The organism is Paenibacillus sp. FSL E2-8871, from assembly GCF_038000345.1.
GTDB lineage: Bacteria > Bacillota > Bacilli > Paenibacillales > Paenibacillaceae > Paenibacillus_AQ.
Map to the genome: position 1 here is coordinate 313,480 of NZ_JBBOBV010000001.1, position 15,694 is coordinate 329,173.

A 15,694-nucleotide genomic window follows, 5' to 3' on the forward strand; every position below is an offset into this window, starting at 1 on the left:
CCATGACCGATGAAACGGAGCTTAAGCTTAATCGATCACTTGCCGCTTTAATTGTTGCCTTCTTACTGGCGATTGTTCATCAGTTGTTGTTCTACGGAAAGTTGCCAGGGGTTTCTTATCCTATCTTCGTTTGTCTGTTTTATGTGTATATGCTTTATTACGCTAAGGCTAAAATGCGCAAACTGACCAAACTCAGTTATTTTTGGTTTGGAGCGATTTTTCTACTCTCGATGACCTATGTGTTGTTTCATAATCTTTTCTACTTTGGGTTGAACCTATTAGTAATCCCTGTGCTGATTCTATTACATATGACTTATTTGCTAAGTGATAAACGCCCCTCTTGGAGTCAATTCAGAATACTTTGGGATACACTAGAGCATTTGCTTCCACAGAACTTTCGCCACTGGGGTACTGTGTTCAAGGACTTCAAAAGTAGCAGTGATAGTAAGGTGAAGGATGAACGCAAGCAAGTGCTGGGGAAAGTGTTTACAGGACTTGCGATCTCTTTACCGATACTGCTTGTTGTAATTACCCTGCTGGCCTCGGCCGATGGTGTGTTTCATCATGTGCTAATATGGCTGCCAAATATGCTGGATCGAATTTCATTTGGTGAAATTATTGTGCGGACGTTGTGGATATTCCTGATGGGCATGGGATTGTTCGGCTTAGTATGGGGCTTTGTAGATTCGAAGATCTATGACTGGAATGTGCAACCAAGGGAGTATGGACCTGTGCAGGCGCCTGTGACCTTTAAGGTTGATCCAGTAATTATGACGACAATTCTTATAGCTATTAACACGGTATATGTTCTGTTCGTAATCGTCCAATTTTCTTACTTGTTTGGAGCTTGGGAAGGGATGTTACCAGAGGGTAGTTCCTATGCTGATTACGCTCGTAGTGGATTCTTCGAGTTAATTATGGTGACCACGATTAATTTCGTGATTCTAATGCTGGGGTTGGGATCAGAAGGAAAGAGGGGCGGACTGCTCCAAAAAGTCATTAATATTATGCTGTATATCTTGGTCGGCTGTTCAACTGTCATGTTGTATTCTGCCTATACTAGACTAACCCTATATGAAGAGGCGTATGGTTATACTACGATTCGATTCCTAGTTCATGCATTTATGATATTTATGGGTTTGCTGTTGATTCTTGCAGCTGTACGGATTGTTGTACCCCGTTTGCCGTTGGCTAAATGTTATATTGTGCTAGGTCTGACCTCTTATGTTGTTATGAACTATATAGGTATGGATGTCATTATAGCTAATAAGAATATGGAGCGTTATGAGGTGAGTGGTAAGCTGGATGCTGATTATTTGGTTGGTCTGTCACCGGAAGTCATCCCTTCTCTGATTAAGTTCAGTCGTAAGGAAGACGGGATGCTAGATCAATTTTTGAAAAACAAATGGTGGGACGGTGCTCAGCGAGAGCGGAAGTGGCAGTCTTTTAATTTCCCGGAATATCAGGCGCAGCGTGAGCTCGAGAAGTATTTTGCACAGTAAAGGTTAGAAGAAGGTGTGAGGAAAGTGAGAAAAAAGCCATTTAGTAACGGCTGGTTATTTATCATCATTTTTATTACGGTAGGTTTAAGTTATGGGATCTATCATATTTATTTATACAATGCCCCAAGACAAAATCATTACTCTCGCGTATCCAGCAGCAATCTAGAGCAGGAACGTCTGGGAGACATCCAGCTGCTTCAGAGTCTCGAATCGCTCACCCAGGCACCTAAACCACGTGACGATATTGAACGGTATCAATATTATCATTTGGACAACGAAACAACAGTAGCCACAGCGCGTGGTGACGATAAAATCATTCTAATTAGCGTCTATTCCGATCTGAAGATGAGTACTGCCAGAGGTATTCACGTGGGGTCTTCTACAGATGATGTGATTGAAGCTTATGGCTCTTCTTATTATAAAAGAGGGGAACAAGGGGCTGATATTATCGGGTATGTGGATAAAATCAATCATCGGAATTTAGAATTTTGGTTACAAGATCAGAAAGTGAATATGATCCGATATAGTGTGGACTCTGTTGTGATGTAAGATGTTTTGGGATTTCCTTACAAGCATAAACGCCTTCGGCTTCCTTTACAAGGTCGGTAAGCGGTTAAGCGAGAAATATAAGAAATATAGTATTGTGTGAAACTTATACTTTCTTATATTATTAAAAAGGACATATGTCCTTTTTTTGTGGGGTATTCTAAATTACACTTATTTGAGCAAACAATAGAGGGGGGCACCACATGCAAACGATAAATGACCGTGAAGCTGTCCGTGCCTTGGCAGTGAAGAACGGTCTGGACGGAATTTTTAGCCCGCTAGTCACATATAAAATGGAATTGAGACGTTATACGGATGAAGAGAAGCTGTGTTTGGTTGGCGATCAGTTGGATGGGATGTTCATATTGGTTGAGGGCAAGCTCAAAATTCAGACACTGCTGCCGAACGGCAAATCTATGCTGGTGCGGTTTACAAATCCGATATCAGTGATTGGGGATGTGGAGCTGCTTCATCGCTTTCCTGTCAAGAATCAAGTGGAGTCTGTGGGTGAGAGCTTAATTCTTTTTGCCGGGAGAAGATTACTGCTGAGAGAGCTTGAGGAAAATACAGCTTTGTTACGTTTTCTCGTAGGGGAACTTAGTCACAAATTGCATACGCTCGGTCAAGCCTCCGCACTTAACCTGTTGTATCCGGTCGAGAATCGATTTGCCAGCTATTTGATGTCTTTATTCGCCGATAAAAACGGTGACCGACGTGTGGAGGAGATTCGGACCTCTAGCCTTATAGAGACAGCAGAGTTGTTAGGTACAAGTTATCGGCATCTTAACCGGATCGTGCGTCGTTTTATTGATGAAGGAATTATTGCAAGAAATCGTGGACGCTTAAGCGTACTGGATGAAGGGAAGCTGGCGGAGCTGGCAAACGGAAATTTATACGAATAAAAAGATCTCTAAAGACCATTAGTTCCAGCCTTGGGCCGGACGTAGAGGTCTTTTTGTTTTTTTAAGCGAACATTCAGTTCAATTTCAGAGAAGCTTAAGGGAACAATAGTAGGATAAAAGTATCAATTAGAAACCTACTATACATATAGAGATGAGGAACAACGATGTTCAGAAATATCCGCGGAAAAATGATATTGGGATTTACTGCTGTGATTGTGGTCTTTCTAGTGGCAATAGCAGGAAACACATGGTTTCAAGGAAAGGCTACGATGCTGACGGATCAGGTCAATCGCAATTGGAACAAACTGTCGCTTGTACAGGGATTAACGGATAAAATTCGTACGGCAGATGAGCTAGGGGCTCGTTATGTGATGAGCAACACAGAGGCTGAGCGGAAATCATATCTTTCTAAGTACGAAGAGACGCTCCCATTGATTGAGAATGCCATCAAGGAGCTGGAGAGTGTTAGATTAAGTGAAGAAGAACTAAAGGGTGTAACGGAGCTGAAGGGGAAATGGAATGATTATTTGATCGTTTTGAAGGAAGCCTTCGCCATAGCCAAGGACGGAAACTTCCCGGAAGCGCAGAAGAAGTTTACCAATTTATCTTTAGATTCAATGATTGAATCTCAGATTGTATTCCAGAGCATGCTCATGGAGGAAATACAGAACGGGCAGAGTCAAGCAGAAGCCCATCGTAATAACGCTATGATTACTAGCTTTGGTGTGACCGGATTATCGGTTGTTCTTGCCCTAATTCTTGCACTATTAATATCTGGACGAATTATTAAACCACTTCGTGATGTGAACACACAGCTGAAGGAGATTGCAGATGGAGATGCCGATCTTACTCGCAAGCTAAACGTCCGGTCAAAAGATGAGATTGGTGAACTGGCGTTTAATTTTAATAAAATGACAGAAAATTTGGGCTTGATGATTGAACAAGTGAAGCTATCGGCGAATAGTCTCGCGAATTCCTCTACAAATCTTACCTCGGATAGTGGAGTGACAGCAGGTGCGACAGAACGAATATCGGATATTATGGGTGAAGTAGCTTCGGGAACTGCTAAACAGATGAATGATCTACAGACCAATACAATAACAATTTCAGAAATATCGATTGGAATCGGTCAAATTGCCTCTAGTGTTCAGGATATTTCTGAAGCCTCGCATCGCTCTGCGTCATTTGCTATTGCCGGAGATGAATCACTTCAGGCAGCAGGGCAGCAGGTGGAATCCATTAATCGATCTATACATTCTTTGTCACAGCAAGTCCAAGGCTTTGTGAATCGATCACAGGAAATTGGCAGTGTTGTAGGAGTTATAAAAGGGATTGCTTCGCAGACAAATATGCTGGCGTTAAATGCGACAATTGAGGCAGCCCGCGCGGGTAAGCAAGGGAGAGGCTTCGCTGTAGTTGCCGACCAGGTTCGTAAGCTGGCAGAGCAATCCGCAGAATCCGCTAATCAAATTGCGGAAATGGCGAGCGGGATTCAAAGTGAAGCAGATAATGCGATGAAAGTCATGATGAGTAGTATGAGTGAAGTAAGGGGAGGCACGGAGATTATTCAGCAGGCTGGACGTTCCTTTGGTGAGATTCGGTTATCTATAGATTCACTAGCCGAGCAGGTTCAGGAAGTATCCGGAGCTGTGGAAGAGATAACAGCGGCTACGGAAGAGATTGTGGAATCGCTTCGAAGTGTTACGACAATTGCAGAAACGACTGCAGCGAGTACACAACATGTGTCGGCAGCCTCACAAGAGCAAAGGGCTTCGGTGGAACAAATTGCTTCCTCTGCAAGTGAACTAAACTTAATGGCTCATGGACTACAGGGGCTGGTAGCTAGATTTAATATATAAGGCGAGCTTCGGAGAGTTGAGGGGGAATCCCAGTGCTCTCTGGAGCTTTCTTTTTTTATTTGGTTGAACGTAATATCCCACATACTAAGCATAGAAATTGCCATCGACGTCCACCTGCCTATAACTTATATTATTACCATTATTAGTTAGTTTGTGGTCAACCTCTGGGTATAGATCAGTGACTTATTGAAGTCAGAGTCAAGGATACGGGAGGACAGGCAGCTAATAATAAAGCGATTGTTAAGTCTCGTTGAAAACTATCAGGTCCATTTTAGGAGGCGAATGTCTATAACAATACTATTTTGAAAGCGTATTCTTATTGGCTGCATAGCTTCACAAAACTTTGGGAGGTGGTTCTCTAATGATAGCAGCTTCTAAAAAAATTACGGGTAAGTCGGCAGTAATGTATTTTTTGATTGTAATATTGTTTGTAGGTCAATTAGCGTTGTACCCCTCGGTGAGTTTAGCTGCGGGGAATTTAGCCCAAGGTAAAAGCATTACTTCAAGCTCATTTGGCGATGTTTATGTAGCAACTAATGCCAATGACAGCAATCAAGGAACGTATTGGGAGAGTGTAAGTAACGCATTCCCGCAATGGATTAAAGTGGACTTAGGCGACGTAAGCAGTGTCAATCAGGTTGTTCTAAAACTGCCGACGAACTGGGAAACAAGAACCCAAACGTTGTCGGTGGAGGGAAGCTCTGATGATTCTACTTACACTAATTTAGCAGCCTCTGCCAATTACACCTTTAATCCAGCAAGCGGATCTAATACTGTGACCATTAATTTTACAGCTGCGAGTGCTAGATATGTTAAATTGAACTTCACGGCAAATACAGGATGGCCAGCAGCACAGTTATCGGAATTTGAGATTTATGGCAGCACAACGACACTTCCAACAACAGGATATGAAGCGGAGAATGCTGCTTTATCCGGTGGAGCAAAAGTCAATACAGATCATACCGGTTATACCGGAACCGGATTTGTAGATGGCTATTTGACACAAGGAGCAACGACTGCCTTTAGTGTTAATGTTGCCTCTGCTGGAAACTATGATGCCGCATTAAAATATGCAAATGCTTCAGGCAGCACAAAAACGGTAAGTATTTATGTAAATGGGACGAAATTAAAGCAATCTTCTCTTTTAAATCTGGCCAACTGGAATACATGGTCCACAAAGGTTGAAACGCTAGCCTTGAATGCTGGTGCTAATACGATTACTTATAAATATGACGCTGGTGATACTGGAAACGTGAATCTGGACAACCTGATCCTTACTCCATCTTCAGCACCGACAGCAACACCATCACCAACGGCAACGCCAACACCAACGGCAACGCCGACACCAACCCCAACACCGACAGTAACACCGACACCAACGGTAACCCCAACACCTGGGACGGGTTCAAATTTGGCTTTGAACAAAAGTATAACTGCGTCGTCCTCAGTCTTTACCTTTGTGCAGACGAATGCGAATGACGGTGATGTAACTACTTATTGGGAGGGGGCAGGGGGAAGTTATCCGAACACATTAACTGTTAATTTGGGCAGCAATGCTGATGTTACATCGGTTGTTCTCAAACTGAATCCTGCATCGGCGTGGTCGACACGTACTCAGACCATTCAAGTGCTTGGGCATAATCAGAATACAACGGCTTTTACGAGTCTTGTACCTGCGACCGTGTATACCTTTAATCCGGCAACCGGCAATACAGTGACGATTCCGGTCACGGCTACGGCAAGTGAATTGCAGCTAAAGATCACTACCAACTCTGGTTCAAGTGCTGGACAAATTGCTGAATTTCAGGTAATTGGTACACCATCTGCGAATCCAGATTTGACGGTGACTGCTCTTACATGGACTCCAACCTCTCCAATTGAGACGGATGCCATTACACTTATTGCAACAGTTAAGAATATAGGATCTCTAGCATCTTCTGCAACTAATGTGAATTTTTATTTGGGCACTACCCTTGTAGGTACTAGTCCAGTAGGTGCTCTAGCTGCTGGCGCATCAACTAGCGTATCTCTTAACTTGGGCGCAAAAGATGCAGCAACCTACTCATTAAGTGCAAAGGTCGATGAGAATAATACAGTGATTGAATCAAATGAGGGGAATAATAGTTTTACTAGTCCGGCTTCCCTTATTATTGCTCCAGTGTCCAGTTCTGATCTGGTTGCTTCCTCCGTCAGTTGGACACCTGGCAATCCAGCAGGCGGCAACACTGTAAGCTTCTCAGTTGCCATTAAGAATCAAGGTACAGCAGCTTCCGCGAGTGGTGCGCATAACATAACTCTGACGGTTTTAGATGCTACTACGAATGCGGTGGTTAAGACTCTAACAGGCTCCTATAACGGCGTGATCGCAAGTGGGGTGACCACAGCGCCTGTAGCTCTTGGCAATTGGACTGCAGGAAATGGCAAATATACTGTGAAGAGTGAAATTGCAGTAGATGCTAATGAGCTGCTTGTAAAACGGGCTAATAATATTCAGACGCAGTCACTGTTCATCGGTCGAGGTGCGAACATGCCTTACGACATGTATGAGGCTGAGGATGGAGTTATTGGCGGTGGGGCCGTGAAGCTTTCAGCCAACCGGACCATCGGCGATCCTGCAGGTGAGGCTTCAGGCAGAAGAGCAGTCACTCTGAACACCACAGGTAGCTATGTTGAATTCACGACAAAAGCCAGCACGAACACTCTGGTTACTCGTTTCTCGATTCCAGATTCAGCGAGTGGTGACGGCACAAATGCTACGCTTAACATCTATGTTAATGGTGTCTTTAGCAAAGCTATTAACTTAACCTCTAAATATGCATGGTTGTACGGTTCTGAGACAAGTCCTGGAAATTCGCCAAGCGCAGGTTCTCCACGGCATATTTATGATGAAGCTAACATTATGTTTGATAGTACCATTCCGGCAGGAAGTACGATCCGTTTACAAAAGGACACCGCTAACACTTCTCAATACGCCATCGACTTCATCAGTCTGGAGCAGGTTTCACCGATTGCTAATCCAGATCCGGTTAAATACACTGTTCCTGCAGGCTTTACGCATCAGGATGTTCAAAATGCGCTTGATAAAGTGCGGATGGACACCACAGGAAATCTCGTAGGTGTATATTTGCCACCAGGAAACTATCAGACCTCTAACAAGTTTCAGGTCTACGGCAAGGCAGTAAAGGTTATCGGTGCGGGTCCTTGGTATACAAGGTTCATTGCTCCAACTAACCAAGAGAATACCGATGTCGGATTCCGAGCCAGTGATACTGCAAATGGATCTACCTTTGCGAATTTCGCTTATTTTGGAAACTATACTTCTCGTATCGACGGTCCTGGTAAAGTATTTGATTTCTCCAATGTGGCGAACATTACGATCGACAACATCTGGACTGAACATCAGGTATGTATGTACTGGGGAGCCAATACGGATAACATGGTGATTAAAAACTCTCGTATCCGTAACACCTTCGCTGACGGCATCAATATGACAAATGGAAGCACGAATAACCTCGTGTCTAATATTGAAGCACGGGCAACAGGTGATGATAGCTTTGCATTGTTCTCGGCGATTGATTCCGGTGGTGCAGATATGAAGGATAACATCTATGAGAACCTCACTTCAATCTTGACTTGGCGTGCTGCTGGTGTAGCTGTCTATGGTGGATACGCAAATACCTTCCGTAACATTTATATTGCGGATACACTTTGCTACTCCGGGATTACAATCAGCTCTTTAGACTTTGGGTATCCAATGAATGGCTTCGGAGCTTCACCGACTACGAATTTTGAGAATATTTCTATTGTTCGTGCAGGTGGGCATTTCTGGGGCGCGCAGACTTTCCCGGCGATCTGGGTATTCTCGGCCTCCAAGGTCTTCCAAGGTATCCGAGTCAATGATGTGGATATCATTGATCCGACCTATCATGGCATCATGTTCCAGACCAACTATGTAGGTTCTACTCCACAATTCCCAGTAACAGATACCATCTTTAATAATGTTACAATTACCGGTGCGCAGAAGAGCGGCGATGCTTTTGATAGTAAATCCGGAGTGGGCATCTGGGTGAATGAAGCTGCTGAGGCAGGTCAAGGTCCAGCCAGAGGCTCAGCAACCTTCAACAATCTGAAGATTACGAACACGGTAACGAATATTAAGAATAATACATCTACTTTTACTATTAACGTGAATCCGTAAATCGTTGATCAGTAGTTAGTTATAATGAAGCCGCCTACCCATAAATTTGGGAGGCGGCTTTTTAACTTAGGGAGCTTGCAAGCTCCAGAATCGACAGGAGATGCCACTCAAGTTACAATGAAGGGTATGTAAAGTAATGAAGGAGGCGCTATATATGACACCACTAGTTGTTAACAATATAACTGAGCTGATTGGGAATACACCGGTTGTGCGACTAAATCGGTTGACCACCCCCCAAGATGCAGAACTATATGTGAAGCTGGAACGCTTCAATCCCAGTGGCAGTGTAAAGGATAGAGCAGCTTATAATCTGATCCTGCAAGCAGAACTAGCCGGGCTGCTGAAGCCCGGAGGGACCATTATAGAGCCGACAAGCGGAAATACAGGCATTGGATTGGCTATGAATGCCGCTGCAAAAGGCTATAAAGCGATTCTTGTCATGCCTGACAATATGACGAAGGAACGAATCAATATTCTAAAGGCTTATGGCGCTGAAGTTGTGCTGACTCCTGCAGCGGAGCGGATGCCGGGAGCTATTGCAAAAGCAATTGCGCTAGGGAAAGAAGTGGAAAACAGCTTTATTCCACAGCAATTTGAGAACAAAGCGAACCCTGACATTCACCGCACTACGACAGCTCTTGAAATTATGGAGCAAATGGAAGGGAAGCTGGACGTTTTCGTTGCTTCTTCGGGAACAGGTGGTACGATAACTGGAACTGGGGAAGTGTTGCGTGAGCAGCTTCCAGATATTCGTATTCTAGTTGTTGAGCCGCAGGGCTCACCAGTGTTATCCGGTGGAAAGCCTGGACCGCATAAGCTGGTTGGAACCAGTCCGGGCTTTATACCCGCCATTCTGAATACAAAGGTCTACGATGAAATTGTTCAAGTTTCGGATGAAGATGCACTGAATACCGTGAGAATGCTAGCAGCACAGGAAGGGATTCTGCTTGGCCCATCAGGTGGAGCCGCAGTATGGACAGCATTGCAGGAAGCGCGGCGCCTCGGGGCCGGCAAGCGAGTGCTATGTATTGCACCTGATGCGGGGGAACGTTACCTGAGCATGGGAATATTCTAACTTCGTTTGGAGGAAAAAGAGTGAATAAGCTTATGGTAATTTTCTTTATTGTTCTTATGTTGGTGGGTTGTTCCAGCAACAACTCTTTGACCAGTGATGGCGATCATGTCGAGTCTACACCGGAAAAAAGTGCGGAAACTGCACTGCCTTCACCAACGCTTCCTCCAAGCGCAGAGCCATTACCAACTCCAAGCAAGCAGAAGACTGAAGCATATCTAGATACTGAGAAGCTGAAGACGAATTTTGGCTTTGCGGATGCAGAGGGGCGGAATATTCTAGTTACCGGGCATGAAAAAGGGCTGGATCAGGAGATGGCACAATTAAATGAGGCTATTGGTGATCAGGGGAATGTGTTAAAGGTTAAATTTAATAAATGGCAGGATGGAACAGAGAACAGCAATGTCCGGGAGATGGCACATAATTTTGTAAATCTGGCGGGTTATCTTTTTACGGTGGAAGAAGCAAGTGCGACCCCGGATGAAACCTACTATTTGACGGATCAAACAGACTTTAAGGTTGATGCGCTTTTGCCTATTGAATCTCTAGAGGGTCAAGAAGCTATATCTACTGTGGAGGAAAGTGTTCGACAGCGTATTGTAGATACGAAAAAACGTGAAATTCAGAAAATATGGAAGCTGGCAGACCTATCTACAGATCGGCAGCTGTATCTCGTTCAATTCGTGAGGCTGGATCAGGATATGTTATTTAGTCTCGTCTGGAAAGAAAAAGATGAATTTACCTTCATGGACTATCCAGCGGTGATTCAAGGCGATGAATATTCGGTCTGGCGGGTGGATGATGGCGGAGAGGTTATGCCTGAAATGTTCTCCATCCTTTTTGCTGCTGAAACCTCAGAAGGTCCACTACTCGGCATGAATTGGTGGGGTTCAGAGGGAGTAAATACGTTTTTTCTGAAAAAAGAAGGAGATTCCTTTATGGAAATGGACATCCAATATGGACGTTATACTTCACCACTTTAGGAAGGGCTTCGCTGTAATCGTAGAAATGGGTGGGTGCATCGTAAGATGTATCTTTTTTTTGCTACAATATAAGAAAGCTTGCTTATGATATTATAAATGTCAGCAATCACCTTTTAAAATACTTAAATTTGTAACATTAATGGGTCTATATAGCCCGATCGAGTCATGTAGCTTAGATGAGACGGTGATATTGTTAAGCATAAGATGTGCAGGAGGGGACGGCAACGTATAAACAAATAAAGTATATGATCCTGTTATTGCCAACGCTAATGGTGGGGATCTGGGAGATTGTGCGTCACCAGTTTCTAATGCCTTATATTTCTATGGATTTGGGGAACTATTTGACGCCAGTCCTGGTGTTTTTAGTCAGTCTTGTGTTGCTCGTCCCTTTGTTCTCTCTTATGGAGCGGAATCAGCGGGAGCTGGAGCAGGAACGTGCGCTTAAAGATGCAATGAAGGCTCGGGAAGGACTTGCTAAAGAACTGCATGATGGAATGGCGCAATCCTTATTTCTCTTATCTGTCAAAATCGACCGGCTAGAAGCAAGCCGCAAGAATGGTGAGGTCAGTGAGGAAAATGTGGATCAGATCAAAAAGACGGTCCATGAGGTGAACCGTTATGTGCGGCAGGCCATTGCCAATCTGAAGATTCCGGTCTCAGAGCAGAGTTCTTTTTCATTGGAACAGTCGGTAAAAGATCAGCTAGCTCAGATGGCGAACGAGATTATGATCGAAGCCTCTCTCGAATGGAGCCTGCAAGATGATGCGCTCTCCCCTTCGGAAAAATCAGAATTGTTATCCTGTATTCGCGAAGCGATCATTAATGTTCGTAAGCATACACGAGCTGGACTGGTTTCAATTACTGGCGCTGGCGATGAGAAGAACTGGAGGGTAGTTGTTACAGACAATGGAGAAGGATTTCAGTATGATCCATTTGAAGTGAGTGGCAGCTACGGACTTCAGATCATGAAGGAACGTGTCGAGGGGATGGGCTGGAAGCTTAGGCTGACTTCTGCTGACACAGGCACCCAGGTTGAAATTACGAAAGGGGAAGTCAGTCCATGAGCCGATACCGGGTTTTAGTTGTAGATGACCATGCGCATGCACGTGAGGCGATGTGCGAGATTTTGTCCATGGATGATAGTTTTGAGGTCATTGGAGTAGTGGAGAGTGGTGCTGAAGCGATCGCTTTCACAGCCCAGTGGATGCCTGATCTCATCCTAATCGATATTCAGATGCCGGAAATGGACGGGCTGGAGACTACTCGCCGGATCAAGCAGGAATATCCTTATGTCAAAATCGTTATCGTTACCGTATCGGACGAAATTTCCCACCTCCTCGAAGCGCTAAAGCAAGGAGCACAGGGGTATTTGCTAAAGAATCTGGCACCTTCTACCTGGATTCAATATTTGCAGGCCATTGTTAATGAAGAAGCACCGCTTAGTCGGGAGCTGGCTTTTCAAATCTTGAAGGAGTTCACCGTACCCTCTGTAACGGATGAAGGGGAGTCGTTGACGGCTAGAGAGAAAGAAATTTTAAGCTGTGTATCTTCTGGATCAAAAAACAAGGAGATTGCAGTGAGCTTGGGGATTTCGGAGCATACCGTAAAAAACCATTTGAAGAACATCCTCCAAAAGCTGCAACTCCAAAACCGAACGCAGCTGACGCGTTATGCCTTGGAGCAAGGGCTTGCTTCGCGTAAACGAGATTTTTCGAAAGATGTATAGCAGGAAGTTAAGGACGAAGATATATAATTATTGATGAGAAGAGGCTAACTATGAACAGATTATCTCGCAAAATAATGACGTTATTCGCACCAGCTGCAGCAACACTGTTATTGTTCGCAGCAGTGGCTAGCGCCCACGTAACCGTGGCACCAGCACAATCTAGCACGGGGGCATGGGAGACTTATACATTAAAGGTTCCTTCGGAAAAAGACGTGGCAACTGTACAAGTTGATCTACGAGTTCCAGCAGGTGCCGAGTTTAAACAATATGAGGCTACACCCGGATGGGATGTTACCATTGAGGGGAATAAGGTTAGCTGGATAGCTAATGGTGAGGGCATTCAGAAGGGGCAATTCCAACGCTTCTACTTTACGGCCAAGAACCCTGATGCCGCTGGCGACATTGCATGGGATGCTTATCAGCACTATGCCGATGGAAGCTTGGTGCAATGGTCCGGTGAGGCTGGAACAGAGAATCCGCATTCCATTACTACAATTGTACAAGCTTCCGGTGGGGATGAACATTCTCACGGTTCCAATGTCAAGAGCGATTCCATGAGCATGGAAGAGCATAATGCTATTATGAAAGATGAGGAAAAATCAAACAGTGTCAATCCAATGGTCTACATCGCAGTCGGGATATCTTTACTTGCCTTTTTAATAGCGGCTATAAGTATATTGCGCGGGCGGAAAGAGTAATAGGGGAGCATTATATTCCTTGATCTGAGTTGGATACTTGATAAGAAAAAAGTTTGAATTTATAACTGTGAACAGTTTCGAGTGAGATATGGAACTGTTCACAGTTTTTTTGTTTGTTTTGAGCAATATGATTTTTAAGGGATATTAGTTTAATTCATGAAAGAAGCCCCCGTCAATAAACGACGGAAGCTTCTTTCATAATTTTTTTTTTGTGAATAACTTTTTACTTTTCTACAGCCGTTTCCGCTTATAGAAGGTCACAAAGACTGCAGTTAGTAGTAAGAGAAGTATCGCGACTCCAGTAGTGATAGCTTCACTTGTGCTTCCTTTTTGCTGCATAGCGCCAGCACCGCCGCCAAAGTCACCACCCATGCCACCAGGCATACCGCCAGGCATACCGCCACCGCCAGGGCCATTTCCACCTTCAGGGATAGCTGGTCCACCCATGGCACCCGGTGCACCGCCAGGCCCTCCATTGAATCCACCTTGAGCGGCTTGCCCATCGGTGTTGGTCTGCGCACCCTGAGCGGCTTGCCCGTCGGTGTTGGTTTGACCACCTTGAGCAACTTGCCCGCCAGCTGTTGCTTGCGTGTTACTGCCGGGACCCGCGCCGGCATCAGGGATAGCCGGACCGCCCATGGCACCGGGCTCACCGCCTGCGCCGCCCTGAGGAGCCTGCCCATCCGTGGCAGCTTGCCCGATTTCGGCATTCGCAGCTGCAGCGCCAGCACCTGTACTCTTAGCGGTCCCCGCGTCAGCACCACCCGCGCTCTGATCCGCCCCCGCGCCAGTCTGCCCGTTACCCGCGCCGTTCGCGCCTTGTACAGCTCCAGCGGCACCTGAAGCTGCGCCATTCCTAGCGCCACCACCAAAGCCGCCGCCGCCCATGCCACCACCCATACCGCTTCCCGATCCGTCACCGGAGGAAGGGATGGCTCCGTCGAGCTGCTGCTGGATATTTTTAGCCATGTTCGACATGAAGGTCTTAACAGACTTAATCCCTTCTTCATATTGCTCGAAGGTGTAGAAAGCAGAAGGATCTGCTTTGACATAGCTGGAAATCATCATGTCCAGCTGATCCATTCTAGTTTGGAACGTATCATCCGCTAGATAGCCATTAATCATTTCGCTGACGATTTCGTGATATTTCGCTTTGTATTCGTCGTTAGCAAGTAGCTTCGCAATCAGAGGACGTTCAGCCAGCGCGCCTTGTGTAGGCTCGTCAATCAATACGTCTGCGCTGCCCATGCCGCCAAAAGCCATATTATAATCCCACGGCAGGATCGAGAAGACGCCTTCGTCTTCATATAAGTAATAATTTTGTTTATTACCACCTAAATAACTGTCCATATTTGCCGTGACCGCATTTAGAGCGATATACTTCAACGACTCCTCTACGTCGATGTATTTTTCATAATCGGTGCCGTTATTAAGCTCATTCAGCATATCGATCAGAATATCATCGTTCGATTTATCCGACTTCATTACCAGTCCTGTATAGAGAGAAGGATCGTCGCCAAGCCAAGTCAAGTCACTGCCCTGACCGGTCATTACTCCTTTATAAAGTGCGCCGTAAGAGTTCCCAAAGTTGCGTTCCAGATAAGCGTCGCCGATCTGTTCCACCGCGAGGTAGAAGCCCTTCAGTTCATCATTGACATACACATTGACGAAGGAATATTTCGGCGTCGGAAGCCCGACACTTTCAGCGAGCTCGTAGGTCAGAAATTCACGCATATAAGAAGCATCGCTGTAATTGTTATTCAGGTTAATCTTAGTGATGCCGAATAAATTCTGATTCACATATTCATCAAAAGAAATCTTGAAGCTGTAGCGGTCAGAGTCCGTCATCTGTACTACACTTCTGAGACTAAGATTTCCTTTGGTCCGTACGGCCACGTTATCGAATTGAATGCCGTTGTACTCAACCGAAGCGGTTTTATATTCTTCCGCGCTGGCATTATCCAGCATATCCTGAAAATCATCCGGGTCCAAAGTGATTTTGACATCGACGACGTTATCTTTTGGAAAAACCTGCTCGTCTAGACTTTTCTCGTCGCTTGAGACTACCTTTTCCTGAGAATCTGTTGTAGTTTCGTTTGTTGCCGATGGACTTGCGTTCTGGCACCCAGCTACGGCGATGACCAGCAGCAGGCAACAAAGACTCAGCAGGATAGATTTACCTCTTGCTTTCATCTGGGGCACCGCCTT

General features: G+C 45.2%; 11 protein-coding genes. 10 read left to right on the forward strand and 1 reads right to left on the reverse strand.

Annotation, left to right across the window (positions count from 1 at the left end; all coding sequences use genetic code 11):
• Positions 1-2 precede the first annotated feature (2 nt).
• From NYE25_RS01415 to NYE25_RS01460, 10 genes are all read left to right on the forward strand, one after another.
• The gene (locus NYE25_RS01415; protein WP_341144927.1) at positions 3-1,502 is read left to right on the forward strand and encodes a DUF4153 domain-containing protein; all 1,500 of its coding nucleotides are present in this window, start codon (positions 3-5) and stop codon (positions 1,500-1,502) included.
• Positions 1,503-1,526: 24 nt separating this feature from the next.
• Entirely contained in the window at positions 1,527-2,051 is a 525-nt protein-coding gene (locus NYE25_RS01420; protein WP_341144928.1) for a hypothetical protein, read from the forward strand.
• Positions 2,052-2,251: 200 nt separating this feature from the next.
• The gene (locus NYE25_RS01425) at positions 2,252-2,950 is read left to right on the forward strand and encodes a Crp/Fnr family transcriptional regulator (protein WP_341060467.1); all 699 of its coding nucleotides are present in this window, start codon (positions 2,252-2,254) and stop codon (positions 2,948-2,950) included.
• Positions 2,951-3,114: 164 nt separating this feature from the next.
• The gene (locus NYE25_RS01430; protein WP_341060469.1) at positions 3,115-4,809 is read left to right on the forward strand and encodes a methyl-accepting chemotaxis protein; all 1,695 of its coding nucleotides are present in this window, start codon (positions 3,115-3,117) and stop codon (positions 4,807-4,809) included.
• 361 nt (positions 4,810-5,170) lie between these two features.
• Positions 5,171-9,007 (forward strand): discoidin domain-containing protein, encoded by a 3,837-nt coding sequence (locus tag NYE25_RS01435; protein ID WP_341144929.1) that lies wholly within the window; start codon positions 5,171-5,173, stop codon positions 9,005-9,007.
• A gap of 154 nt (positions 9,008-9,161) precedes the next feature.
• Positions 9,162-10,082, forward strand: a complete 921-nt coding sequence (cysK, locus tag NYE25_RS01440; protein ID WP_341144930.1) for a cysteine synthase A — start codon at positions 9,162-9,164, stop codon at positions 10,080-10,082.
• A 20-nt stretch (positions 10,083-10,102) separates the two neighbouring features.
• Positions 10,103-11,062: a hypothetical protein gene (locus NYE25_RS01445; protein WP_341144931.1), complete on the forward strand. Its 960-nt coding sequence runs from the start codon at positions 10,103-10,105 to the stop codon at positions 11,060-11,062.
• 290 nt (positions 11,063-11,352) lie between these two features.
• Positions 11,353-12,126 carry a sensor histidine kinase gene (locus NYE25_RS01450; protein ID WP_341144932.1) on the forward strand — a complete coding sequence of 258 codons (774 nt, stop codon included), beginning with the start codon at positions 11,353-11,355 and terminating at the stop codon, positions 12,124-12,126.
• Positions 12,123-12,788 carry a response regulator gene (locus tag NYE25_RS01455; protein WP_042187189.1) on the forward strand — a complete coding sequence of 222 codons (666 nt, stop codon included), beginning with the start codon at positions 12,123-12,125 and terminating at the stop codon, positions 12,786-12,788. The genes NYE25_RS01450 and NYE25_RS01455 overlap by 4 nt, the downstream gene beginning before the upstream one ends.
• A 50-nt stretch (positions 12,789-12,838) precedes the next feature.
• Positions 12,839-13,486 (forward strand): DUF1775 domain-containing protein, encoded by a 648-nt coding sequence (locus NYE25_RS01460; protein ID WP_052404250.1) that lies wholly within the window; start codon positions 12,839-12,841, stop codon positions 13,484-13,486.
• A gap of 231 nt (positions 13,487-13,717) precedes the next feature.
• On the opposite strand, the gene NYE25_RS01465 is transcribed toward NYE25_RS01460, so the two are convergent.
• The gene (locus NYE25_RS01465; RefSeq protein ID WP_341144933.1) at positions 13,718-15,679 is read right to left on the reverse strand and encodes a CotH kinase family protein; all 1,962 of its coding nucleotides are present in this window, start codon (positions 15,677-15,679) and stop codon (positions 13,718-13,720) included.
• Between the last annotated feature and the right edge of the window lie 15 nt (positions 15,680-15,694).

Coding starts and splice junctions, on each gene's coding strand:
- NYE25_RS01415 (WP_341144927.1), top strand. CDS start 3: ATGACCGATGAAACGGAGCTTAAGCTTAATCGATCACTTGCCGCTTTA.
- NYE25_RS01425 (WP_341060467.1), top strand. CDS start 2,252: ATGCAAACGATAAATGACCGTGAAGCTGTCCGTGCCTTGGCAGTGAAG.
- NYE25_RS01430 (WP_341060469.1), top strand. CDS start 3,115: ATGTTCAGAAATATCCGCGGAAAAATGATATTGGGATTTACTGCTGTG.
- NYE25_RS01435 (WP_341144929.1), top strand. CDS start 5,171: ATGATAGCAGCTTCTAAAAAAATTACGGGTAAGTCGGCAGTAATGTAT.
- cysK (WP_341144930.1), top strand. CDS start 9,162: ATGACACCACTAGTTGTTAACAATATAACTGAGCTGATTGGGAATACA.
- NYE25_RS01455 (WP_042187189.1), top strand. CDS start 12,123: ATGAGCCGATACCGGGTTTTAGTTGTAGATGACCATGCGCATGCACGT.
- NYE25_RS01460 (WP_052404250.1), top strand. CDS start 12,839: ATGAACAGATTATCTCGCAAAATAATGACGTTATTCGCACCAGCTGCA.
- NYE25_RS01465 (WP_341144933.1), bottom strand. CDS start 15,679: ATGAAAGCAAGAGGTAAATCTATCCTGCTGAGTCTTTGTTGCCTGCTG.